The following is a 23,279-nucleotide window of genomic DNA, read 5'->3' as shown; positions in this document are numbered from 1 at the left end:
CCGGAAGACTTGGCAATTCATCCAGCCATCCAACACGGCAAGGTCCGTGCGGCGTTAGTCTAGCGTTCCTCGGAGGTGCCGTTGACGGTGCGCAGATGGCTGGGCGCCGTGCCGACGATCCGCTTGAACGCCCGGCTGAACGAAGCTTCGGACTCGTAGCCCAGTCGGGCGGCCACCACCGACACCCGCATCCGGTCTTCGATCAGCCACTGCCGCGCCTGGTGCATGCGCAGCCGGGCGACATATCGCGCCGGTGTTTCGCCGGCGATTGCCGTGAACCGTTCGGCGAAGGCCGAACGTGAGGCGCCCATTTCGCGGGCGAGGGCTTCGACGGTCCAGTTCCGGTCGGGCTGGCGATGAATGGCCGCCAGCACGCGGCCGATGTCGCGATCCCTTATCGCCGCGGTCCAGCCGGTGGTGCCGTCGCCACCGTTCTCCACCCATGAACGGATGATGCTTGCGGCCAATACGTCGGCCAGCCGCGCCAGCATGCCGCCAGAGCCGGCGCGATTGCCGGTCACTTCGCTGGCCATGGCTTCCAGAAGGTGCGGAATGCCGGGCTCATCCGCCATCAAGTCGCGGGCGCGCATCATGTCCGGCATCATGGCGAGCACAGGATGCGATCCACCCAGATTGAAGTGCATGCTGCCGCAAAACAGCAGGGTTTTGGCGCCATGGCCGCCGTTCGAGACGGCGTAGACATTATCCTGCAAAGGCTCGATGCTGTAGCTTTCGATCGGCACGGCATGGACGTCCGGCGCGCTGGCAAGGATGTGCTCGGCGCCACGCGGCAACAGCAGCGCATCGCCGGCTTTCAGCTCCGACCATTGCCGGGATGGCGAAAACAGCCAGCATCGGTGCCGGCCGATGAAGTGGAAACGCGCCGCCTCCTGGGCTGGAAAGAGCACGGCCCACGGCTCGCCAAGTTCGCAGCGGCCGTAATCGACGCCATCAAGCCGCAATCCTCGCAGCATGTCGGTCAGCGGACCGCCTGAAGCCGGCGAGACACCCTCGGATGATGTGAAATCCATGCCCGGGTTCTAGCGCGGAATCGTCAGTCCGTCACGGCCGAGATGCGTTACCCGGCCTGGCGGATGTCGGCCTGCTCCTTTGCGCGCAGATGGCTGGGCGCCGAACCGATGACGCGCTTGAAGGCACGGCTGAAGGCCGCGTCCGATTCATAGCCGAGGCGTGCGGCAACGACCGAGATCTTCATCCGGTCGCGGACCAGCCACTGCCGCGCCTGATGCATCCTGACCTGGGTGACATATTTTGCCGGCGTTTCGCCGACGATGGTGGCGAAGCGCTCGGCAAAGCCCGAACGCGAAGCACCCATCATCCTGGCCAGCGACTCGACCGTCCAGTCATGGTCGGGTTCGAGATGGATGGCGGCCAACACGCGGCCGATGTCGCGGTCCCGGACAGCGGCGATCCAGCCGGAGGAATCGCCGCAGCCACGCTCGACCCATGAGCGGATGACGGTGGCGGCGACCACATCGGCCAGCCGCGCCAGGATGCCGCCGGAGCCGACGCGCTCCATCGTCACTTCGCGCGCCATGGATTCCAACAGATGCGGAATGCCCGGCTCATAGGCTTCCAGCTCATGCGAGCGCACCACGTCCGGCATCATGCCGAGCAGCGGGTGCAGGCCGTCGATGTTGAAATACATCGCGGCGCAGAACAGCAGCGTTCCCGGCTGGCAATTCTTGTCGCACATCTCCGCGTTCGACGTGCAATAGACGTCCTTGCAGACTTCCTCGAGCTTGTAGCCATGGATCGGCCAGGCCTTCGCCCCGGGTTCGCTGGCCAGTACATGGGCCTCGCCGCGCGGCAGCAGCACCGCATCGCCGGCATTAAGCTCCACCCATTCGCCGGAGGGCTGCTTCAGCCAGCAGCCCTTGCGGCCGATGAAATGAAATCGCGCCCCTGGCTGAGCCGGGAACTGGATGCCCCAAGGCTCTTTCATCTCGCAGCGGCCATACTCGACGCCATCGAGGCGCAGGCCGCGCAATATGTCCGTCAGCGGGTCGCCCGTGATTGGAATTTTGGACGAATGGTCAAGCATAATGGGGTTTTTAGCATGGAAACTCCAGGGCGTCACTTCCTATGTTGCACTGCAGCCAAATGTTGCGCCGCAAACAAATCGCAGACCGGCCCCATGGCCAAGCCGTGACGGCAAGGCATGGAACGGGGGGAAGCCCCGGGCGGTCGTTTCTTATGTGGCGCTGCAACAGATCGGAGACTGACCATGGCCGAACCCGCAACTGATGTCATCGACGCCACACTTCTGAACCCCGCAGACACCGATGAACGAACCGAGCCGGCCTGGGGCGCCGTGGGTTCGCTGGCACTTGGCGTTTTCGGTCTCGTGACCGCCGAATTCCTGCCCGCCAGCCTGCTGACGCCGATGGCGCGCGATCTCGGCGTCACCGAGGGCGTGGCAGGACAAGCGGTGACGGCAACCGCCATCGTCGGCGCCATTGCCGCGCCCACCATGGCGATCATCACAAGGCGCATGGACCGCAGGCTGGTGATGTGGATGCTGACCTCGTTCCTCATCCTGTCCAACCTTCTCGCCACCTTTGCCGCGTCGCTGCCCATGCTTCTGTTGGCCCGCGTCGTGCTCGGGGTGGCGCTGGGCGGCTTCTGGGCAATGTCGGCGGCCATGGCGCTGCGGCTGGTGCCGATGCGGCTGATGCCGCGCGCCATGTCGATCATCCTGACCGGTGTTTCACTGGCCACCGTCACCGCCGCTCCTGTCGGCGCCTATGTCGGCGACATCTGGGGCTGGCGCACGGCGTTCATGGTCGCGACCATCGTCGGTGCCCTGGCGCTGCTGGTGCAGTTGGTCACCATTCCGAAGCTGCCGCCGGTGGGTGTCGCGAGCTTCCGCACCTTGCTCTATGTGCTGGAACGGCCGTCGATCCGGGTGGCCCTGCTGGTGGTGCTGCTGGTCGCGTCGGGGCATTTCGCCGGCTTCACCTATGTGCGCCCCTTCCTCGAAAATGTGCCGATGCTCCACATCGAGACGATCTCATTGGTGCTTCTGGCCTATGGCATTGGCGGTTTCTTCGGCAATGTCGCCGGTGGCTTCCTGGCCGAACGCAACCTCAAGATAGCCGTGGCGCTGGCGCCCCTGCTGATCGCCCTGGCAGCCGCCTCGATGCTGATCTTCGGCACCTCGCCGACGATCGCTGCGGTTGCCGTCGCCGCCTGGGGCTTTGCCTTCGGCGCGGTTCCGGTCGGACTGCAGAGCTGGCTGGTGCGGGCGGCACCCGACCAGGCCGAAAGCGCCGGCGGCTTGATGGTGGCGACTTTCCAGGTGGCGATTGCGCTGGGGGCCTTCCTCGGCGGCCTGCTGGTCGATCATGCCGGCGTGGCCAGCGCCTTCGCCTATTGCGGCATCGCAACGCTGCTGGCGGCCATCGTGGTGTTCCTGCGCGGCCCGAAGCAGGCCGAATAAGCTCTCATCTCCGCCTCATCCAGCGGCCCGAGAACCATCATGGTTTTCGGGCCGCTGCCGTCGTGATGGCGGCAACGAAACGGTTGAGGCTGTCCTCGACGTAGACGGCGACTTCAATCGTCGGATCGAAACTCCACCACAGCAACGATCCCTGCCAATGCGACGCCATCAGCAGGCCGATGTCCTGCGGTGAGCCGGGCGTTCCGGCAAAGCAAGGCGCGAGGGCATTGCACAGGGTTGTTTTCCAGGCGGCACCGCGCGTCCTGAGCATGGGGTCACGCAGATCCTCGCGCAGGACAAGCAGGCCCTCGGCATAGGATTCGATGCCGCCATAGCCCTGCGACAGCGCGACCAGCAATTCGACCGCGCCGGCAGGCGTTCTGGGAACGGCGGCCGCCAACGTCCTGGTCTTGTCGTCAAGACCGTCCCAGGCGTGCAGCAAGGTGCGCTGCTTCAACCGAGCCTTGTTCCCGAAGCGCTGCACCAGGGTTGCACCGGAGAGGCCACAGGCTTTTGCCAGGCGCTCGAAGGTGAGCGCTTCCGGGCCGTGCTCGTGGATCAATCGCAATGCGGCTTCCAGCACCTGCTCGTCGGACTGGGTTTTGGGCCGGGTCATCTTGACATCCTGATATAACCGAATGATCATTTATATATGATGCGAGCGGCGCGAGCCAGCCCGGCTTTCATCGATGGTGCCGTTTTTGGGAGAGTTCAATGATGTTGCAAGGAAAAGTTGCCCTGGTCGCCGGCGGCACACGAGGCGCCGGACGCGGCATAGCGGTCGAACTCGGCGCCGCCGGCGCAACGGTCTATGTCACGGGGCGGAGCACGCGTGCCCAGCAATCCGAATATGCCCGGCCCGAAACAATCGAGGAGACGGCGGAACTGGTCACGGCCAACGGCGGCAACGGCATCGCCGTCCAGGTCGATCACCTCGTGGCCGATGATGTGCGCGGGCTGGTCGAGCGCATCCGCAAGGAACAGGGCCGCCTCGATATACTGGTCAACGACATCTGGGGTGGCGAAAAGCTGTTCGAATGGGACAAGCCGGTCTGGGAGCACAATCTGGACAATGGCTTGCGTATGCTGCGTCTGGCCATCGACACCCATCTGATCACCGCCCACCACGCGCTGCCGCTCATGATCGAGCAGCCGGGCGGACTGCTGGTGGAAGTCACCGACGGCACGGCCGAGTACAATGCCGAGCACTACCGGCTGTCACCCTTCTACGATCTTGCCAAGGTCGCGGTGAATCGCATGGCGTGGGCTCATGCCAAGGATCTTTCGAAACACGGCGCCACCTCGGTCTCTTTGACGCCAGGCTGGCTGCGGTCGGAGATGATGCTGGAGGCCTTTGGCGTGCGCGAGGTGAATTGGCGCGATGCCACGGCAAAGGTGCCGCATTTCATTATTTCGGAGACACCGCGCTTCATCGGCCGTGCCGTTGCCGCTTTGGCGGCGGACACGGACCGCTCGCGCTGGAACGGGCAGTCGCTGTCCAGCGGCGGACTGGCGCAGGTCTACGGCTTTACCGATCTCGATGGTTCGCGGCCCGATGCCTGGCGTTATCTACCGGAGGTTCAGGACGCCGGCAAACCCGCCGATGCAACGGGTTACCGGTAAGGCAATCCGGAATCGCTTCACAGCGAGCGTCCGTCGAAGTCGAAGATCGGCAAGGTGGACGGCTCGATATCGGCGACGCAGTTGAGGTTGACATAGGCGCTGCGCTCATCGCCTTCCCGGACGTCCTCGGCGAAAGGATGGATGCCGCAGGTGCGGCAGAAGCGGTGCGCCATGGCGTGGTTGCCGAACGTATAGGTGCCCAGATCGTCGCCCCAGGCCAGGACCGTCAGGCTCCCATGCGGGATGGCACATAGGAGCGCGCCCTTGCGCGAGCAGATCGAACAATTGCACCGCACGGCGCCGGTCAGTTCCGCCTTGAATTGGAAGGCGATCTTGCCGCAATGACAGCTGCCTTTGTAGAGCATCAGTATCTTCCTATCGCTGACAGGTGCAAAGGCACGCTGGCCGGGTTATCCCTTTCGCAGGCCCAACCGGCTGCCTGCCTTAAAGACGTTGCATCCTGGCGGAGTCCGACATCGACATGCAATCCATCCGCGACCGTCTCGAAATCATCCTGTCACGCCTTGCCAATCGTGCGGCCGACGAAAAGGTCTTTACCAAGCTCTATATCGAGGCCGCGCGGGCGGCGGCTGATGCCAGCGACGCCCGCGGCCGAGCCGGCGTGACGCTCGGACCGCTCGACGGCGTCATCGTCTCGATCAAGGATCTGTTCGACGTTGCCGGTGAACCAACCACGGCCGGCTCGCTGATGCGAAAGACCGCTACGCCCGCCGCGTGCGACGCCGCCATCATCAGCCGGCTTCGGCAAGCCGGTGCGGTCCTCATCGGCAAGACCAACATGACCGAATTCGCCTTCACGGCGATCGGCGACAACATGCACTACGGCACGCCAGGCAATGCCGTCGATGCCAGCCTAATTCCTGGTGGTTCGTCCTCCGGCGCCGGCGTTTCCATCGGCGAGGGGACGAGCGATATCTCCATCGGATCCGATACCGGCGGCTCCATCCGCATTCCGGCGGCGCTCAATGGTGTCGTTGGTTTCAAGCCGACAGCGCGGCGGGTGCCGCTGACCGGCGCCTTTCCGCTGTCTGGCACCTTGGACTCGATCGGGCCGCTTGCCCGAACCGTTGCGCAATGTGCCGCCACAGACGCGGTGATGGCCGGCGAGGTGCCGACCGAACTGGCGGCCATATCGCTCGCGGGACTTCGCGTCGGTGTGCCGCGCGGTGTTCTTTTTGGCGACACGGAAGGTGAAGTTGCCGGGGCGTTCGAGCATTGTCTCGGCAAGATAGAAAAGGCGGGCGCGCGCATGGCCGATCTGGTGATCGACGACATGATCGCGGAGTTCAGGACCGCCACCAAGCGTGGCTCGATCGCTGCCATGGAAGGGGCCGAAGTGCATGCCGACTGGCTGGCGACAGGTGCATCGGTACCGGTCGACCCGCATGTCAGCGGACCTTTGTCGCGGGCGGCGATGCTGCCGGCGCCCGTCTATATCAGGGTCCTGCGCCGCCGCAGCGCTCTCATTGCCGCCATGGACGAGCGGCTGGCATCGGTCGATGTGCTGGCCCTGCCGACCACGCCGGTGATGGCGCCGACCATCGTTTCCATGGCCGAGGATGCCGAACTGCGGGACCGCGTCGAAGGCCTGCTGCTGCGCAACACGCAGGTGGCCAACCAGTTCGACCTCTGTGCGATCTCGCTGCCGATGCCCGACATGGCGCTACCGGCCGGACTGATGCTGGTCGCGCGCAACGGCCACGACCGGCATCTGCTGCGGATAGCCGCCGAAACGGAGCGGCTGCTGGGCGGCTGACCGGCAATTGGCCGATCAGCGCGAGGAACAGTGCTTGCGTTCGCTGTCCTGGGCGGTGCGCACGATGCGTGTCGCGACCAGCCAGGGCAGACTGTAATCCTTGCCGGTGATGGTCTGGGTACGCTGCTCGATCGAGCCCCTGACGACGATCCTCCCCGAGTAGAGCACGTCGGACTGATCCGTTATCGCCTTGTCGGCCTGCGGTAATCCGCTGGCGTCGATCAATACACCCTTGATGATCTTGCCTGTGGCAAGGTCGAGAGCGCTGTTCGACGGGCAGGGCGCCTTGAGGCAGCGCAGCCCATTGTCGCAATAGACATAGCTGCTTTCGGCCGCCGCGAATGCCGGCAGGGCGAAGATGGACGAGGCTGCGGCAATCAGAAATGCGAGGCGAAGACTGGACATGGCTGCAACGTCGCCGAAAATTGGGGCGAAACAGCGATTGCTATAGGTCGAGCGGAAAGCGCCGCCGGTAGTGATCGACCGCTTCCGGATTGCGCAGATTGACCGGCAGCTTGCCGTCCAGCACCAGCAAGGCTTCGCCCGCCGCGCCGATGCCCATGCGCATCATCGATTCCTCGGTAATGCCTGCCATATGCGGGGTGATGATGACGTTGTCGAAGCCGAAATAGGGATGATTGGACGGCAGCGGCTGCGTCGAAAACACATCGAGTGCCGCACCGCCGATGCGGCGTTCCCGCAAGGCCTCGATCAGGGCGTCGTCATCGACGACCGGCCCACGCGAAACGTTGATCAAGAGCGCATTGGGTTTCATGCGGGCGATGCGCTCGCGGCTGATCAGGCCGCGCGTCTCCGGCGTCAGCGGACAGCAGAGCACGATGATGTCGCTCTGTTCGACCAGCGCGTCGATCGACAGGAAGCCGACTTTCTCGGGCGCCGGCTGCATGCTGCGCGTCGTTGCCACCACCTTCAGGTCGAAACCGTGCGCGGCGATATGGCCGACGGCTTGCCCGACGGCGCCGAGGCCGACAATGCCGATGGTCTTGCCGGCAAGCTCGATGTTGGAATTGGCGTGCTCGCGCCCGGCGAGCCAGCCTTTGGCGCGCAGGTCGCGGTCGACCCTGCGGAATTGCCGCAGCAGCGCAAGTGCGGTGAACATGACGTGTTCCGCCACCGAACGGGCATTGACCGCCGGCACATTGGCCACCAGCACGCCGGCCGCCGTCGCCGCCTCCATCGGGATCATGTCGAGCCCGGCGCCATGGCGGATGGCAGCCCTCAGCTTCCAGGCGCCCTCGAACAGCGCCGGCGGCAGCGGTGCACGCACGATGACGATGTCCGCGTCCTTGGCCTCCCGGGTCAAGGTGGCGGGATCGAGCGCCGATGCGATGACGAGCTGGCCGGCGCCCGCGAGCTTGGCCGAAGCGCGCGGATGCAGCGGATGGGTCGACAGGATCTTTGGCACGGTCTGGGCCACGCTCAGGCCTTTTCGAGCGCCGGGCTCGCGGGCGTAGCCGCATTGCCGCCCTCGATCAGGCCCTTCCAGTAGCTCTCCGCCCCTTGCAGATGGGCGCTCATCAGTGCCTGGGCGAGATTGCCGTCACGGCGCAGCAGCGCCTCGTAGATCTGCACATGCTCGGCATGCGAACGCACGCTGCGTTCGGGATCGTTGAAATAGATCGGCAGGCGCTGCTCGCCCATCAGATAGTAGACGCTGCAGATGTTGTGGAAGACGCTGTTCTTGGTGGCGCGCACAATCTCCAGGTGGAACTCGCGGTCCTCTTTGGCCAGACCTTCGCCGGCAGCGATGCGTTCCTCGGAAGCCTTGAGGATCTCGCGCAGTCGCTCGAAATTCTCCTCGGTGGCGCGCGAGCAGGCAAGTTCGGCGGCCTTGATCTCGTGGATCTTGCGCAACTCGACCGTCTCGTAGATCTGCAAGGGATCGAGCGGCAGGCCGGCGCGCGCGAACAGCGCCAGCGCCTCGACGCTCGCCTGCTTGGTGTCGATGTAGATGCCGGATTTGGCGCGCCGCTCGACGATGCGCATGGCTTCGAGGATGGCCAGCGCCTCGCGGATCTGGCCGCGGCTGACGGCGAAATGCTCCGCCAGCTCACGTTCGGATGGGGTGCGGCCGCTCTCCTTGTCCGAGTGGGAGAACAGATAGGCTGCGAGTTCCGCGAGAAGGTTCTTTTCTTTCATCGTCAATTGCGTTGCGCGTGCGCCTCCAGGAATCGCTCAGAAACGGTGAATCCCAATCCGGGCTTTTCCGGGATCGCTATCATACCGTCCTGTGCTTCGACAGTCTCTTCGATCAGATCGTGGATCATCGGGTTGGCGCCGAGTGAATATTCGACGGTGAAACTCGACGGCGAGGCGGCGCAGACATGCAGCCCGGCGAAGAAGCAGGGCGCGCCGGCCCACAGATGCGGCGCAAAGCGCAGATTGAAGGCGCTGGCGATGGTGCCGATCTTCATCGCTTCGCTGATGCCGCCGCAAAAGGCGGGATCGGGCTGGAAGATGTCGGCGGCCTTGAGCACGGCGAGGTCGCGGAAGGCATAGCGCGTCGCCTCGCTTTCGCCAGTGGCGATCGGCACGGCGCCGGAGGCGCGCACTTCCGCCATGCCCGGCTTGTCGTCGGCGATCACCGGTTCCTCGAACCAGGCAAGATCGAGGTCGTTGACGAGGTGGATGAAGCGTTTGGCCTCCGCCACCGTATAGGTGCCGTGGGCGTCGACCATCAGCTCAACATCGGGGCCGAGCGCCTGGCGCGCGGCGCGGACGCGGGCCGCCGAGATGTGCGCGGCGCCATCCATGGCGCCGACCCGCATCTTCAGCGCCTTGAAGCCGCCCCGGGCGATGTAGGATTTCAACTGCTCGCCGATGGCGTCGGCGGACGCCCAGCCGCCCGAGGCATAGGCCTGCATGCGGTCGATCTTGCGGCCGCCGAGCAGCCGCCAGACCGGCTGGCCGAGTGACTTGCCCAGGATGTCCCAAAGCGCGATGTCGACGGCGCTGATGGCAGCGATGCTCATGCCGCGCCGCGCCAGTTGCGGCATGGCGTGGCCGGCGCGGGCGGCACTGTCGTGGCGCACGCCGTTGTAGAGCATTTCCCAGATGATGCCGATGTCGGCCGGATCGCGGCCGATCAGCTGCGGCCCGACCTCCTGGTTCAGCATGTGGACGAGGGCGCCGTAGCTGCCGGCGCTGCCGGCAGCGTTCTTGCCTTCGCCCCAGCCGACCAGTCCGTCATCGGTTTCGATGCGCAGGATGGCGGCGTCGAAGGTCGTCACCTGGCCGAAGTCGCTTCGGTGCTGCCGAGCGGCTTCGATCGGGATGCGGACCCACCAGGCTTGGACGGTCTTGATGCGCATGTCTTTCCCCAGCCCCGCCGCCGGTCAGGGCGAAAGGGCGAATTTCCCAACAGTCGTCGACTACTTGATCAGCGGCAGCAGCGTTTCGGCGGTGATGCGCATCTGGTCGGTGTAGAATTTCTCGGTCAGCACGCTGGAGCCGTGGTCCTGGATGAACTTCAGCTGCTCAGGCGAGATATCGACCGGGTGGCGCTCGACCATTTCGGGATAGGGTGCCGCCGGCGTGCGGTCGACCGGGGCGACGAATTCGTTGGTCAGCGCGCCGTCGTAGCCGACCTCCTTCAAGGTGGCGACGATCTTCGGCCAGTCGATCTGGCCGAGGCCGGCTGCGAAGCGGTTGTTGTCGGCGACGTGGAAGTCGAACAGGCGCTTTCCGACCTGACGGATGGCGTCGTAGACGTTAAATTCCTCCATATGGATGTGGTAGGCGTCGAGGCAGACGCCGCATTCGGGGCTGACCGCGTCGGCCAGCGCCAGCGCCTGGGCGCCGCGATTGAACAGGTAGGTCTCGAAGCGGTTGAGCGGCTCGACGGCGATCTTGACGCCGACCTTCTTGGCATGGGTGAAGCATTCGCGGGTCGCGTCGACCACCCATTTCCATTCCTCTTCCTCGGTGCCGTCCGGCACGACCTTGCCGACCGTCGCGGGGACGAGCGTGATGATCTCGCCATCGAGCTCGCTGACCATGGTCAGCACGTCCTTGACGTACTGCACCGAGCGCTCGCGCTGACCCTGGTTCTTGGCGGCAAGGTTGCGTTCGCCCAGCATCAGGGTCACCGCGCCCCAGCAGCGAATGCCATGCTCCTTCAACAGCGCCCGCGTCTCCTTGGTCTTGTACTGCTCGGGCTCGCCGGAAATCTCGATCGACTCATAGCCGAACTTCTTGATGCGCTTGAGCGTCGTCTCCAATGGTTCCGCCCGCATCCAGTTGTGCGTCGAAAGATGCATGGTCTGTCCTTCCCAAATTCGTCCGTATCGTTTGCCTTCGACATGCACCGCCGAAAGACGGCGCAAGGGTTCCTCCCCAAGGCATCCCCAGCCTTTTTCCTGCAAACTGGTTCGACCAATTGGGCCTGAAGTGAGGTCTACAGCAAATTGCCTGGAACGGCAAGAAGCGCGGATGCGCAACTTGCTGTGCGAATTATTCCGTTGATTATATTGTGATATATGCCGATGCTTTGGACATTTGCAGATCTCGATCGATGCATTGCCAGGCTTGACCAAATTCCCCTATTTGGTAATACCAGAATGGCAGTGCCTGCAAAGCGCCCGATGCAAAAAGACCAAAATGGCTGGCCCTGCTTCCAATCGGCGCTATGCTTGGTCGCGACACAATGAGGGAGGATGCCGATGCCGACGACAATGAAGGGCCCTGGACTGTTTCTGGCGCAGTTCGCGGGTGACGCAGCGCCATTCAATTCGCTGGCCGCGATCACCAAATGGGCCGCCGGTCTCGGCTATAAGGGCGTGCAGATCCCGACCTGGGACGCGCGCCTGTTCGATCTCGAGAAAGCGGCGTCTTCCAAGACCTATTGCGACGAGGTGAAGGGCATTTGCGCCGATGCCGGCGTCGAGATCACCGAACTGTCGACGCATCTGCAGGGTCAGTTGGTGGCGGTGCATCCGGCCTATGACGCGCAGTTCGACGGCTTCGCGCCGGCCTCGGTCCACAACAATCCCAAGGCGCGGCAGAAATGGGCGGTCGAACAGATGAAGTTCGGCGCCAAGGCCTCGAAGAATCTCGGCCTCAAGGCTTCGGTGTCCTTCTCCGGTGCGCTGGCCTTCCCCTACCTCTACCCCTGGCCGCAGCGGCCGGCCGGTCTGATCGAGGAGGCCTTCGCCGAACTCGGCAAGCGCTGGAAGCCGATCCTCGACGTCTATGAGGACAATGGTGTCGATGTCGGCTACGAAATCCATCCCGGCGAGGACGTGTTCGACGGCGCCACCTTCGAGATGTTCCTCGAGGCGGTCGGTGGCCACAAGCGCTGCAACATCAACTACGACCCGTCGCACTTCCTGCTGCAGCAACTCGACTATCTCGAATTCATCGACATCTACCACGAGCGCATCAAGGCCTTCCACGTCAAGGATGCCGAGTTCAACCCGACCGGCCGGCAAGGCGTCTATTCCGGCTATCAGAGCTGGACCAACCGCGCAGGACGCTTCCGCTCGCTCGGCGACGGGCAGGTGGATTTCGGCGGCATCTTCTCCAAGTTGACGCAGTACAATTATGATTCCTGGGCGGTGCTGGAATGGGAGTGCTGCCTGAAGCACCCCGAGGATGGAGCTGCCGAAGGGGCGCCTTTCATCCAGCACCACATCATCCGCGTGACGGAGAAGGCATTCGACGACTTCGCCGGTGGCGCTACGGACAAGAAAGTGCTGCGCGCGATGATGGGAATCTGACACGGCTTTCCCTTCCCCGGAGGGGAGAAGTATCCAAGACACGAGGGACAAAACATGGTCGGCGCATCGAAATCGGAAACGGGAGGCGGCCCGATCCGCTATGGCATGGTCGGCGGCGGGCAAGGCGCCTTCATCGGCGCGGTGCACCGCATAGCGGCGCGCCTGGACAATGAATTCGTGCTGGTGGCTGGTGCGCTGTCGGCGAACCCCGAGCGCGCCAAGGCTTCGGCCGCCGAACTCGGGCTCGATCCGGATCGCAGCTACGCTTCCTATGCCGAGATGGCCAAGGCCGAGGCCAAGCGCCCCGACGGCATCGAGGCGGTGGCCATCGTGACGCCCAACAATGTCCATGTGCCGGCAGCCAAGGCGTTTCTCGAGGCCGGCATCCACGTGATCTGCGACAAGCCGCTGGCGACGACACTGGCCGAGGCAAAAAAGCTCGCGGCGATCGTCGAGAAGACCGGCAAGGTGTTCGTGCTCACCCACAATTACACCGCCTATCCGATGGTGCGGCAGGCGCGCGAAATGGTGGCCAAGGGCGTGCTCGGCGACATCCGCATCGTGCAGTCGGAATATCCGCAGGACTGGCTGACCGAGGACCTCGCCGCCACCGGCCAGAAGCAGGCATCATGGCGCGGCGACCCCAAGCAGGCGGGCGCCGGCGGTGCGCTGGGCGACATCGGCACCCATGCCTACAATCTTGCCCGCTTCGTCTCCGGGCTAGAGCTGGATTCGCTGTCGGCCGATCTCGATGCCTTCGTGCCGGGGCGGCTGCTCGACGACAATGTCAACGTCATGCTGCGCTTCAAGCCCACCGGCAAGACGCATCCTGCCAAGGGCATGATCTGGGCGAGCCAGGTGGCGCCCGGCCATGAGAACGGGCTGAAGCTGCGCATCTATGGCTCGAAGGGTGGGCTGGAATGGGTGCAGGCCGATCCCAACTATCTCTGGTACACCCCATTCGGCCAGCCCAAGCAGTTGATCACCCGCAACGGCGCCGGCGCGCTGCCGGTGGCGGGCCGTGTCAGCCGCGTGCCGTCAGGCCATCCGGAGGGCTATCTCGAAGGCTTCGCCAACATCTATCAGGAGGCGGCGCGCGCCATCCGCGCTGCGCGCAAGAAGGGTGGCAAGCCGGCAAAGGATGTCGTCTTCCCGACCATCCAGGACGGCGTCGAAGGCATGGCCTTCATCGAGGCCTGTGTGAAATCGTCGAAGAAGAATGGCGCGTGGACCAAGCTCTAAAACAAAAATGATCCGGGGGGATTAAACGGGGGGAGGGCGTCGATGAAAATCGGCATGTGCATGTTCTTGTGGACGACGGCGGTGTCGAAGAAGCATGAGCCTCTGCTTCGCGACATCAAGGCGACGGGCTTCGACGGTGTTGAGATACCGATCTTCGCCGGCATGCCGGACGATTATAAAAAGCTCGGCGACCTGCTCGATCGCATCGGGCTGGAGCGGACCGCGGTCTCGGCGATGGGCGATCCCTCGATGAACCTGATCTCGGCCGATGCGGCAACGCGCAAGGCCGGTATCGCTTACATGAAATGGGCTGTTGATTGCGCCGATGCGCTTGGCGCCAGAACGCTCAGCGGGCCGCTGCATTCGACGCTCGGCGCCTTTTCCGGCAGCGGGCCGACCCCCGCCGAGAAGAACCGTTCCATCGCCTCGCAGCGCGCCATCGGCGACCATGCCGGCACGCGCAACGTCACCATCGGGCTGGAGGCGCTGAACCGCTTCGAATGTTATCTTTTCAACACGATGGCGGACCTCTCGGAGCACATCGATGCCGTCGGCCGTCCGCACATCAAGGCGATGTACGACACCTTTCATGCCAATATCGAGGAGGCCGACCCGATTGGCGCCTATACGAAGCATCGCCGGAATGTCGTGCATATCCACATATCGGAAAACGATCGCGGCGTGCCGGGGCGCGGCAACATCCCGTGGAAAGAGACGTTCGCGGCGATCCGCAAGAGCGGCTATGACGACTGGCTGACAATCGAGGCGTTCGGGCGGTCGCTGAAGGACCTGGCTGCGGCGACCAAGGTTTGGCGCGATTTTTCCGAGAGCCCGGAAGCTGTCTATCGCGACGGGTATAAGCATATCAGGAATGGGTGGAAGAAGGCGGCTTAGGCTCCTCTCTTCGCGAGATGCAGCCGCCAACCATGGCATCCAGGCCTATCACCCCTGCTCGACCTGGATCCTGTTGTAGTCGTGGATGGTGCGGCTCAGCCGGCGGCGCAGGAAATTCGAGATGTTGTCGAAGATGAAGACGACCAGCAGGATCAGCAGCACCATGTAGAAGACGTTGGCCCAGTTGGAATTGGTGCGCATCGCTTCCCACAGTTTCAGGCCGATGCCGCCGGCGCCGACGGCGCCGATGATGGTAGCGCCGCGTGTGTTGGATTCCCACTGGTAGAGCGTCTGGCTGATGAAGACCGGAATGACTTCCGGCATGACGCCGTAGCGCTGCACCAGGAGACCGTTGGCGCCGGTCGACAGCACACCTTCGCGCGGCTTGTCGTCGATGTTCTCCAGCGCCTCGGAATAGGTTTTGCCGAGCGTGCCGATCTCGGTGAAGAAGATCGCGGCACTGCCCGCAAGCGGACCAGGGCCGAAGGCGCGGGTGAAGAACAGCGCGCAGATCAGCATGTCGACCGAGCGCATGAAGTCGAAGAAGCGTTTCAGGACCTGGCTGAGCACACCGCTCGGCGTGATGTTGCGGGCGGCGAAGAAGGCAAGCGGGAAGGCGACGATACCGCCAAGCAGGGTGCCCAGGAACGCCATGACGATGGTCTGCAGCAGCTTCGTCCAGACGTCACCGTGCTGCCACTGGGCGTTGTTCCAGATGTTGTCGCCCGCCAGCGCCAGGTTCGAGGTGCCCGGCTTCAAATCAGGCCCGGACACGATCAGCGAGATCACCTCTCCCGACGATTTGCCGAAGAAGGGCGAGCGTGTGTCGAAGACGAAATTCGCCCAGCCGAGGAAGCGCTTGCGCACCTTGACGCGATCGACGGTGACGCGCACTTCGCCGACGAAGCCCATCTTGGCAACCACCTCGTCGTCATGCGCGGCGATCCAGTCCGGCACCGGGCCTGATATCACCGGCTTGCCGCTGGTCAGCGAAACCGGCACGGTCTGGCCGTTGGCCACGATCGTTGCCTGCGCCTTGCCGAAAGTCACGGATTTCGCCGGGCCGTCGATCAGCACGGTGAAGGTGCCGTCCGGATTCTTGATCACCCAGTCGGGGTTCGGGTTCTCGCCAAGCGCGGAAAAGCGCGGGTATTTTGGCGTGATCTCAGGCTGGTCGAGGCGGAATTCCGGTTGCAGGTCGTAGCTGATCCATTGTGTCAGGAACAGCGGCAGACGCTCCCAGTGCGATTCCCGCAGCACTTGCGGCAGGCTGAAGAACCACAGGACATAGATGAGATAGGTCAGGATGCCGATGAACAGGAACAGCGGAGCGAAGCGCTTGTACAGCGGCCGCCGGAACACTTGCGGATAGCGCTCCTCGATCGACAGTATCTCCTCGGCCGTCATGGTCGCCATGATTCACGCCCCCATCATGAAAGCTTGCTCGCCGACCAGCTTGCGGCGCAGCCAGGCGGAGAACTGGTCGATGATGAAGATGGTCGTGAACAAGAGCAGCACCAGCGCCAGCGTCTTGGCGCCGAAGCCGCGCGAGATGGAGAGCTTCAACTCCTCGCCGATGCCGCCGCCGCCGACGGCGCCGATGATGGTCGAGGCGCGGACATTGATCTCGACGCGCAGCAGTGTGTAGGACATGAAATTGGGCAGGACCTGCGGCAGGTCGGCGAAGCGCACGCGCTCGAACCAGTTGGCTCCGACCGCGCGCAGGCCTTCCTCGGCACGCATGTCGATGTTCTCGTTGATCTCGTAGAACAGCTTGCCGAGCGCGCCGATCGAATGCAGGCCGATGGCGATGATGGCGGCGATCGGGCCGATGGAGACGATTGCCGCGAAAAGGCCGGCAATGACGATCTCAGGGAAGGCGCGCAGCAGCTCCATAAAGCGCTTGACGATCAGCCGCAGCGCCGGATGGGGCGTCAGGTTGCGGGCGGCGATGAAGGAAAACGGCACGGCGAAGATGAAACCGACGAAGGTCGAGACCAGGGCTACATTGACCGTCGTGATCATCAGCTCGAAATATTCGGGAATGTAGAAACCGCCCCAGACATAGATCCGGCCGAGCGGGAAATTGTATTCCTGGGTGCCGGTGTCATGCGGCGAGGCGATGTCGAACAGTGCCCGCCAGACGTCGTTCCAATCCTTTGGGACCAACCAGCTCAGAAAATCCAGAATATGCGGCAGCCGGTCGAAAAAGTGCCCGGCATTGGCTTCGTCGGCGAACCACATGCTGGCGAGCAGCGCGGCGAGCAGCAGGCCGACGCCGAGCACTGTATAGAACCGGCGCAGCGACGTCTGGCGTCGCCAGGCATCGGCCATCTGCTGGGGGGCGCCAGAAGAGGCTGTCAATGAGGGGGCTGTCACGGAAAGGGTCATGATCGGAGATGCAAAAAGGGCGGTGCTTTCGGCACCGCCCTTTCCGATTTCGCCGTTAGCCGCCGATGGCTGCCTTACGGGCTTCGACGATGACGTTGTAGAAGTCTGGCTTGACCGGAACGTAGCCGGTGAAATCGCCACCTTCGACGCCCTCGAAGCAAGCCTTGTCCTTCGTCGGCAGCTCGGTGAAGAAGGCGGCGAGCTTGGCGGTCATCTCGTCACCGAGCGCGGTGCGCACGACCAGCGGGCCGTTCGGGATCAGGCCCGAGCGCCAGACTTCGACGAAGTCGTTCGGGTCGACGGCGCCCTTGGCGACGACCTTGTGGAAGGTGCCGGACGTGAAGCCGTTCTTGAAGTCGCCGATGCCGGAGGAATCATCGACCGCGACATCGACCTTGCCGTCGCGCACGGCCAGGATGTTGTTCTCATGGCCGCCGTTGAACTGGGTCGAGGCGAAGAAGGTTTCGTTCGAGGCGCCGGTGTCCTTCGGAATCTGGGTCAGCGGGATCAGGTACCCCGAGGTGGAGTCCGGATCGGCGTAGCCGAGCTTCTTGCCCTTGGCCGACTTGATGTCGGTGATGCCCGAGGTCTTCAGAGCCAGGCCGATCGAATAATAGCCGGTGGAACCGTCGGTCTGCTTGGTGGTGAGGATCGGGGTCACCGCCTTCGGGTCCTTGAGATAGACGCTGGCGTAGCCGGAGGCGCCGAGTTCTGCGAAGTCGAGCGTGCCGCCGAGCAGGCCCTGGATGACGCCGTCATAGTCGGCGGCAGGAAACAGCGAGACCTTCTCGAAGCCGAATTCGGCCTTCAGATGATCGGCCAGGCATTGGTAGTTGCGCAGCCGGTCGGTCTCGTTTTCACCGCCCAGAATGCCGACGCGGAATTCCTTCATGTCGGCGGCGTGGGCGATGCTGGTTGCCATGGCAAGCACCGAAACGGCGCTGAAAACCATCTTCCTGAACATTTGATGTCTCTCCTGTAAGTTCCGGCCCCGCGCCGGCAGCGTTCTTGATCTTGACAAGTGCCCTTGACGCGGGCGGACGATCCCAACCGCCCTTTCTTGGCCCATGATCTTTCCCGAAAACCGGATTCCACTTTTCGGGATCATGGGCTCAGTAACCCGGGAATGCGGGTTCGAGCGGTCCGGCGGATGCTGCGATCTTCTGCTTGAAGGCAACGCTGGTGGAGGTGATGGCCTCCGATATTTCGGCACCATTGCTGTCGGCGCCATAGACGAGGCGCACGGCCTCACGGTTGAGCTCCTCGGGCGGGCCGTCGAAGACGACCTTGCCGGCGGCCATGCCGATGATGCGGTTGCAATAGGCGCGGGCGGTGTCGAGCGTGTGCAGATTGGTGACGACGGTGATGCCCTCGCGCAGATTGATGTCCCGCAGCGAATCCATCACCACCTTGGCGTTGAGCGGGTCGAGCGAGGCGATCGGCTCGTCGGCGAGGATCACTTTGGGCTGCTGCATCATGGCGCGGGCGATGGCGACACGCTGCTGCTGTCCGCCAGACAAGGTGCCGGCGGGCTGAAGCGCGGTGCGGGCGATGTCGAGCCGCTCGAGCGCGGCGACCGCCTCGGCGCATTCGGCGCGAGAGAACATGCCGAGAAGGTTGGACAGGGTCGAGCGATGGTTCAATTTGCCGAGCAGGACGTTGGTCAGCACGTCGAGGCGCGGCACCAGGTTGAACTGCTGGAAGATCATGGCGCAGTCGCGCTGCCAGCGCCTCAGCGGCGAGCCGCGCAACCGGGAGACCTCGGCGCCGTCAAAAAAAATCGACCCCTGGCTGGGGTCGACAAGTCGGTTGATCATGCGAAGAAGGGTCGACTTGCCAGCGCCCGAACGGCCGATGACGCCAACCATCTGACCCTGCGGGATCGAGATGTTGACGTCGCTGACGGCGGTGTTCTTGCCAAATCGTCGGCTGACACCACGGATTTCGAGTGTGGCAGAGCTTGCTGACATGAGCAGGTTCCAGTCCGGACCTTGTTGATCGTCAGGCTCTCGCCTAGCGCAGCCACATGAACCTGCCGTGTCGCCAGCATGTCAGTTTTGTTACGCTCCACAGGCGCGACGGCTGAAGCGCGTCGCGCTGAAACGAATTCACGCGGCGCGCTTCGGGTCTTTGTTTTTATGCATGTCGTTCGCCCAAAACCGGGGCCGCTTTCGGGCGACATGCATTGGCGCGTGACCGGCGATCAGCCAAGCACCAGCAATTCCTCGAAGTGCTTCATGTCGCGAAAGGCGCAGAAGGCGGGCGCCTTGATCTCGATCACCGGAGCCTGCCTTGTCAAAAGCGTCAGGCAATCGTCGAACAGAGCCTGCCATGCTGCCGCACGGTCGTCGGCAAGACGCCGGATCTGATACGCGAAGGTGATGTGGAAGACGTAGGCGTCATGATCGGGGTGCCGGTAGCCGAACGGCACCGCCAACGCATCGCGCCATTGACGCATGATGCGCACGTCCTCGTCGGTCGCGCCGGCAACGGTGAGACCGGTCGGCACGACCTCGATCACCTTGATGTTGAAAGGACCGAAGCCCTCGAAGCCCTTCAGGTGCTCCAGATAGAGGCGGGTCATGGCGTCGATGCTGGTGTCGAGCGGTACGTCCTGCGGCCAGTAAGGCAAGCGGCGGCGATATTCGATGATGCCCTGGAACAGCGTCATATGCAGGCTGGAAACGGGCGTGAAGGCGAGCCGGTCGGCGTCGGGCATCGCCAGCATCTTCTCGCGCACCGCAAGCACGGCGGCTTCGGAAGGCGATCCGCTGACGAGATGGCTGACGACGGTGTTGCCGGGCTCGGTCAGGAAATTGCCCGAGGTGTCGTAGCGCGTGCCGAGATGCGCCGGCGGGGTCGGGTTGGTGCCGGCAAAGAATCCGAAAAGCGAGGGTCTGACGGTGTCGAGCATGGCAATCTCCTTGGGGAGATGGCGTCCTGTCCGAGTCCTGTGTCAGAGATATGAACAGGCCCCCTCATGACGGCAATGTGAGGAACTATCCCTCGTATTTCTCCAGGAATGCCTCGGCCGACAGCTCGCGAAAATCATCGAGCGAAATGCGCAGCCGCGCGTGGTCCCAGTCCCACCAGGCAAGCGCCTGATAGCGTTCGGCGGTGCGGCGGTCGAAGCGCTCGCGGATCGGCTTGGCCGGCACGCCGGCGACTATGGTGTAGGGCGCGACATCCTTCGAGACGACCGCGCCGGCGCCGACCGCCGCGCCATCGCCGACAGTGACGCCGGGCAGGACGGTCGAGCCGTGGCCGAGCCAGGTATCGTGGCCGATGGTGACGCGTTTGGCGCGGCGCTGGGCGAAGAATTCGCTCTCGTGCTCGGCGTCGTCCCAATAGTCCGAGGCGCGGTAGGTGAAATGATGCAGCGTCGGCCGCCAGGTCGGGTGGTTGGTGGCGTTGAGGCGCACGCTTGCCGCGATGTTGGCGAACTTGCCGATCGTCGCGCACCAGACAGAGCAATCCTGCATCATGTAGGAATAGTCGCCGAGTTCGCTCTCCGAAACCCGGCTGCGGTCGGCGATCTCGGTCCAGCGGCCAAGCGTCGAATTGTGTACCTCCGCCGTCGGGTGAACCAGCGGCGTCTCCGACAATTTCCTGGTCATGCGGCGAGTTTTCCTGGAGCAAAAGCGGTGACGTCGATGATGCGGTCGGCAACCGCCTCGCGAACATCATGATCGTGGAAGATGCCAAGCAGGGCGACGCCCGCCGCCTTTTTGGCGGCGATGAGTTCGATCACCACGTTGCGGTTGGTAGCATCGAGCGAGGCGGTCGGCTCGTCGAGCAGCAGGATAGGGTGCTCGGTGATGAAGCCGCGCGCGATGTTGACGCGCTGCTGCTCGCCGCCGGAGAAGGTCGCCGGCGGCAGCGCCCAGAGTTTTTCCGGCAAATTGAGCTGCGCCAGCAGGGCGCGTGCCTTGCCGCGTGCAACCTCGCGTTCCTCGCCGCGCTCGACCAGCGGTTCGGCGACGACGTCGAGCGCCGAGACGCGCGGCACGGTGCGCAGGAACTGGCTGACATAGCCGATCGTTTGCCGGCGAACGGCAAGCACGGTGCGCGGGCTGGCGTTGGCAAGATCGATCAGTCCGTCCTCGTGCCTGACGATGATCTGGCCCTCGTCGACGGCATAGTTGCCGTAGAGCATCTTCAGGATCGAGCTCTTGCCGGCGCCCGATGGGCCGCCGAGCACGGTGCATTCGCCCGCCCTGATCGAGAACGAGACACCGGCGACGACAGGCAGTTTGATGCCATCGCGCAGATGCATGGTGAAGCTCTTGGCGACGTCGGAAACAACGAGCGGGGTTGGCATCGTTACACCTGCAAAATGGAAGAAACGAGAAGCTGCGTGTAGGGCGCGCGCGGATCGTCGAGCACGCGGTCAGTGAGGCCGCTTTCGACGACGCGGCCGTCCTTCATCACCATCATGCGCTGCGACAGCAGGCGCGCCACGGCGAGATCGTGGGTGACGACGATGGCCGCGAGGCCGAGATCGGTGACCAGTCCACGCAACAGGTCGAGCAGGCGGGCCTGCACCGAGACGTCGAGGCCGCCGGTTGGCTCGTCCATGAACACCAGCCGTGGGCCGGTGACGAGGTTGCGGGCGATCTGCAGGCGCTGGCGCATGCCGCCGGAAAAGGCGCGTGGCTCGTCGTCGATACGGTCTTGCTCAATCTCGACGCGCGACAGCCAGTCGACCGCCGTGGCGCGGATCTTGCCATAGTGGCGGTCGCCCACCGCCATCAGCCGTTCGCCGACATTGGCGCCGGCAGACACCGTCATGCGCAGGCCGTCGGCCGGGTTCTGGTGGACAAAGCCCCAGTCGGTGCGCATCAGGAAGCGGCGCTCGGCCTCGCTCATGCGGTAGAGCTCGCGGAACTGGCCGTCGCGCATGCGGTAGCTGGCGGTGCCGGAAGACGGTAAGAGCCGCGTCGACAGGCAATTGAGCAGCGTCGTCTTGCCGGAACCGGATTCGCCGACGACTGCCAGGACTTCGCCCGGCCACAGGTCGAAGGAGACGTTGTCGCAGCCGACGCGCGAACCGTAGAATTTGGAGAGCGCCGAGACGCGCAGCAGCGGTTCGTCGGTCATTGTGCCGGCTCCATTTTTTCGGAAGCAAGATGGATTTCCGGAGCAAGATGGCCGCGATGGCCCTCTTCACGCCGCTTCTCGCAATGGTCGGTGTCGGAGCAGACGAACATGTGGCCGCCATGGTCGTCGAGGATGACCTCGTCGAGATAGACATTTTCGGCCGCGCACAGTGCGCAGGGCTGGTCGAAGGTCTGCACCTCGAACGGATGGTCCTCGAAGTCGAGGCTGACGACATCGGTGAAGGGGGGCACCGCATAGATGCGCTTCTCGCGTCCGGCGCCGAACAGCTGCAGCGCCGGCGAGCGGTGCATCTTGGGATTGTCGAATTTCGGCGTCGGTGAGGGGTCCATCACATAGCGGCCCTCGACCTTGACCGGATAGGCATAGGTCGTGGCGATGCGGCCGTGCTTGGCGATGTCCTCATAGAGCTTCACATGCATGAGGCCATACTCCTCCAGCGCATGCATTTTGCGCGTCTCGGTCTCGCGCGGTTCGAGGAAGCGCAGCGGCTCGGGGATCGGCACCTGGTAGACCAGCACCTGGCCCGCGGTCAGCGGATGTTCGGGGATGCGGTGGCGGGTCTGGATGATGGTGGCGCCGGCGGTATCGGTGGTGACAGCGACATTGGCGACCTTCTTGAAGAAGGCGCGGATCGATACCGCGTTGGTGGTGTCGTCGGCGCCCTGGTCGATAACCTTCAGCACGTCATCGGGGCCGAGGATGGAGGCGGTGACCTGGACGCCGCCGGTGCCCCAGCCATAGGGCATCGGCATTTCGCGCGAGGCGAAGGGCACCTGGTAGCCGGGAATGGCGATGCCTTTGAGGATCGCCCGGCGGATCATCCGCTTGGTCTGTTCGTCGAGATAGGCGAAGTTGTAGGTGGCGATGTCGGTCATGGTGATCACATCCGCTTTGTGCTATCGAATTGGCGTCCAGGACGCGGAAACAGGGGCGAATTCAGATGAACTCGACCGGATGGATGCATCTCGGAATTGTGCTGGTGGTGTTCGCCGGCGTCGTTCTCTTTTTCCTTCGGCGCATGGGTTTTCCC

Annotated in this window: 24 protein-coding genes; 6 read left to right on the top strand and 18 right to left on the bottom strand. The window is 63.8% G+C overall.

Translation table 11 applies throughout. The annotated features are described in order from the left end of the window. Positions 1-59: 59 nt before the first annotated feature. Together AB4Z43_RS09215 and AB4Z43_RS09210 are read right to left on the bottom strand one after the other, a co-directional pair. The gene (locus AB4Z43_RS09215; RefSeq protein ID WP_441937015.1) at positions 60-1,031 is read right to left on the bottom strand and encodes an AraC family transcriptional regulator; all 972 of its coding nucleotides are present in this window, start codon (positions 1,029-1,031) and stop codon (positions 60-62) included. 47 nt (positions 1,032-1,078) lie between these two features. Beyond that, positions 1,079-2,065, bottom strand: a complete 987-nt coding sequence (locus AB4Z43_RS09210) for an AraC family transcriptional regulator (protein ID WP_441937013.1) — start codon at positions 2,063-2,065, stop codon at positions 1,079-1,081. Positions 2,066-2,248: 183 nt separating this feature from the next. On the opposite strand from AB4Z43_RS09210, the gene AB4Z43_RS09205 reads away from it, so the two are divergent. Continuing rightward, the gene (locus tag AB4Z43_RS09205; RefSeq protein ID WP_441937011.1) at positions 2,249-3,463 is read left to right on the top strand and encodes an MFS transporter; all 1,215 of its coding nucleotides are present in this window, start codon (positions 2,249-2,251) and stop codon (positions 3,461-3,463) included. Between the two features lie 37 nt (positions 3,464-3,500). Here the strand turns inward: AB4Z43_RS09205 and AB4Z43_RS09200 are convergent, their stop codons facing one another. Continuing rightward, positions 3,501-4,079 (bottom strand): TetR/AcrR family transcriptional regulator, encoded by a 579-nt coding sequence (locus AB4Z43_RS09200; protein ID WP_223217855.1) that lies wholly within the window; start codon positions 4,077-4,079, stop codon positions 3,501-3,503. A gap of 98 nt (positions 4,080-4,177) precedes the next feature. On the opposite strand from AB4Z43_RS09200, the gene AB4Z43_RS09195 reads away from it, so the two are divergent. Beyond that, the gene (locus AB4Z43_RS09195) at positions 4,178-5,086 is read left to right on the top strand and encodes an SDR family oxidoreductase (RefSeq protein WP_441937008.1); all 909 of its coding nucleotides are present in this window, start codon (positions 4,178-4,180) and stop codon (positions 5,084-5,086) included. A 17-nt stretch (positions 5,087-5,103) separates the two neighbouring features. Here AB4Z43_RS09195 and AB4Z43_RS09190 read toward each other — a convergent pair whose 3' ends face one another. Beyond that, the gene (locus AB4Z43_RS09190; RefSeq protein WP_019861292.1) at positions 5,104-5,451 is read right to left on the bottom strand and encodes a GFA family protein; all 348 of its coding nucleotides are present in this window, start codon (positions 5,449-5,451) and stop codon (positions 5,104-5,106) included. A gap of 116 nt (positions 5,452-5,567) precedes the next feature. Here AB4Z43_RS09190 and AB4Z43_RS09185 point away from each other — a divergent pair, with 116 nt between their 5' ends. Then, positions 5,568-6,863 carry an amidase gene (locus tag AB4Z43_RS09185; RefSeq protein WP_441937006.1) on the top strand — a complete coding sequence of 432 codons (1,296 nt, stop codon included), beginning with the start codon at positions 5,568-5,570 and terminating at the stop codon, positions 6,861-6,863. A 15-nt stretch (positions 6,864-6,878) separates the two neighbouring features. Here AB4Z43_RS09185 and AB4Z43_RS09180 read toward each other — a convergent pair whose 3' ends face one another. Genes AB4Z43_RS09180 through AB4Z43_RS09160 form a run of 5 tightly spaced genes read right to left on the bottom strand, consistent with a single transcriptional unit; the run spans position 6,879 to position 11,143 of the window. Continuing rightward, a complete protein-coding gene (locus tag AB4Z43_RS09180; protein ID WP_019861290.1) occupies positions 6,879-7,268 on the bottom strand; it encodes a hypothetical protein in 390 nt (129 codons plus the stop codon). Between the two features lie 40 nt (positions 7,269-7,308). Then, a complete protein-coding gene (locus tag AB4Z43_RS09175) occupies positions 7,309-8,301 on the bottom strand; it encodes a hydroxyacid dehydrogenase (protein ID WP_019861289.1) in 993 nt (330 codons plus the stop codon). Positions 8,302-8,303: 2 nt separating this feature from the next. Continuing rightward, entirely contained in the window at positions 8,304-9,023 is a 720-nt protein-coding gene (locus tag AB4Z43_RS09170) for a FadR/GntR family transcriptional regulator (RefSeq protein ID WP_019861288.1), read from the bottom strand. Between the two features lie 2 nt (positions 9,024-9,025). Next, the gene (locus AB4Z43_RS09165; RefSeq protein ID WP_064980927.1) at positions 9,026-10,195 is read right to left on the bottom strand and encodes a mandelate racemase/muconate lactonizing enzyme family protein; all 1,170 of its coding nucleotides are present in this window, start codon (positions 10,193-10,195) and stop codon (positions 9,026-9,028) included. 60 nt (positions 10,196-10,255) lie between these two features. Continuing rightward, positions 10,256-11,143 carry a sugar phosphate isomerase/epimerase family protein gene (locus AB4Z43_RS09160; RefSeq protein ID WP_019861286.1) on the bottom strand — a complete coding sequence of 296 codons (888 nt, stop codon included), beginning with the start codon at positions 11,141-11,143 and terminating at the stop codon, positions 10,256-10,258. Between the two features lie 402 nt (positions 11,144-11,545). On the opposite strand from AB4Z43_RS09160, the gene AB4Z43_RS09155 reads away from it, so the two are divergent. The 3 genes from AB4Z43_RS09155 to AB4Z43_RS09145 are packed head-to-tail and all read left to right on the top strand — an operon-like array spanning position 11,546 to position 14,737. Beyond that, a complete protein-coding gene (locus tag AB4Z43_RS09155; protein WP_064981681.1) occupies positions 11,546-12,601 on the top strand; it encodes a sugar phosphate isomerase/epimerase family protein in 1,056 nt (351 codons plus the stop codon). A 54-nt stretch (positions 12,602-12,655) separates the two neighbouring features. After that, positions 12,656-13,843: a Gfo/Idh/MocA family protein gene (locus AB4Z43_RS09150; protein WP_019861283.1), complete on the top strand. Its 1,188-nt coding sequence runs from the start codon at positions 12,656-12,658 to the stop codon at positions 13,841-13,843. Positions 13,844-13,885: 42 nt separating this feature from the next. Then, a complete protein-coding gene (locus AB4Z43_RS09145; protein ID WP_038649802.1) occupies positions 13,886-14,737 on the top strand; it encodes a sugar phosphate isomerase/epimerase family protein in 852 nt (283 codons plus the stop codon). A gap of 48 nt (positions 14,738-14,785) precedes the next feature. Here the strand turns inward: AB4Z43_RS09145 and phnE (AB4Z43_RS09140) are convergent, their stop codons facing one another. The 9 genes from phnE (AB4Z43_RS09140) to AB4Z43_RS09100 all read right to left on the bottom strand — a co-directional run bounded on the left by phnE (AB4Z43_RS09140) (position 14,786) and on the right by AB4Z43_RS09100 (position 23,124). Then, on the bottom strand, positions 14,786-16,153 hold the full coding sequence (gene phnE, locus AB4Z43_RS09140) for a phosphonate ABC transporter, permease protein PhnE (protein WP_441937001.1): 1,368 nt from the start codon (positions 16,151-16,153) through the stop codon (positions 14,786-14,788). A gap of 3 nt (positions 16,154-16,156) precedes the next feature. After that, positions 16,157-17,128, bottom strand: a complete 972-nt coding sequence (phnE, locus tag AB4Z43_RS09135; protein WP_038649796.1) for a phosphonate ABC transporter, permease protein PhnE — start codon at positions 17,126-17,128, stop codon at positions 16,157-16,159. Positions 17,129-17,183: 55 nt separating this feature from the next. Next, positions 17,184-18,092, bottom strand: a complete 909-nt coding sequence (gene phnD, locus AB4Z43_RS09130) for a phosphonate ABC transporter substrate-binding protein (protein ID WP_441936999.1) — start codon at positions 18,090-18,092, stop codon at positions 17,184-17,186. Positions 18,093-18,240: 148 nt separating this feature from the next. Beyond that, positions 18,241-19,098 carry a phosphonate ABC transporter ATP-binding protein gene (gene phnC / locus AB4Z43_RS09125; RefSeq protein ID WP_069093174.1) on the bottom strand — a complete coding sequence of 286 codons (858 nt, stop codon included), beginning with the start codon at positions 19,096-19,098 and terminating at the stop codon, positions 18,241-18,243. Between the two features lie 233 nt (positions 19,099-19,331). Next, positions 19,332-20,042, bottom strand: coding sequence for a DUF1868 domain-containing protein (locus AB4Z43_RS09120; RefSeq protein ID WP_027047412.1), 711 nt, complete (start codon positions 20,040-20,042; stop codon positions 19,332-19,334). 85 nt (positions 20,043-20,127) lie between these two features. Continuing rightward, positions 20,128-20,745, bottom strand: a complete 618-nt coding sequence (locus tag AB4Z43_RS09115; protein ID WP_069093172.1) for a DapH/DapD/GlmU-related protein — start codon at positions 20,743-20,745, stop codon at positions 20,128-20,130. Continuing rightward, complete coding sequence (gene phnL / locus AB4Z43_RS09110) at positions 20,742-21,449, bottom strand: phosphonate C-P lyase system protein PhnL (RefSeq protein ID WP_038649790.1); 708 nt, start codon at positions 21,447-21,449, stop codon at positions 20,742-20,744. The genes AB4Z43_RS09115 and phnL overlap by 4 nt, the downstream gene beginning before the upstream one ends. Positions 21,450-21,451: 2 nt before the next feature. Then, the gene (gene phnK, locus AB4Z43_RS09105) at positions 21,452-22,228 is read right to left on the bottom strand and encodes a phosphonate C-P lyase system protein PhnK (RefSeq protein WP_013892928.1); all 777 of its coding nucleotides are present in this window, start codon (positions 22,226-22,228) and stop codon (positions 21,452-21,454) included. After that, positions 22,225-23,124 (bottom strand): alpha-D-ribose 1-methylphosphonate 5-phosphate C-P-lyase PhnJ, encoded by a 900-nt coding sequence (locus AB4Z43_RS09100; RefSeq protein WP_441936996.1) that lies wholly within the window; start codon positions 23,122-23,124, stop codon positions 22,225-22,227. The genes phnK and AB4Z43_RS09100 overlap by 4 nt, the downstream gene beginning before the upstream one ends. Positions 23,125-23,279 lie beyond the last annotated feature (155 nt).

This window comes from Mesorhizobium sp. 2RAF45, from assembly GCF_052115225.1.
Lineage (GTDB): Bacteria > Pseudomonadota > Alphaproteobacteria > Rhizobiales > Rhizobiaceae > Mesorhizobium > Mesorhizobium jarvisii.
This window is presented reverse-complemented; position numbering and strand designations above follow the sequence as displayed.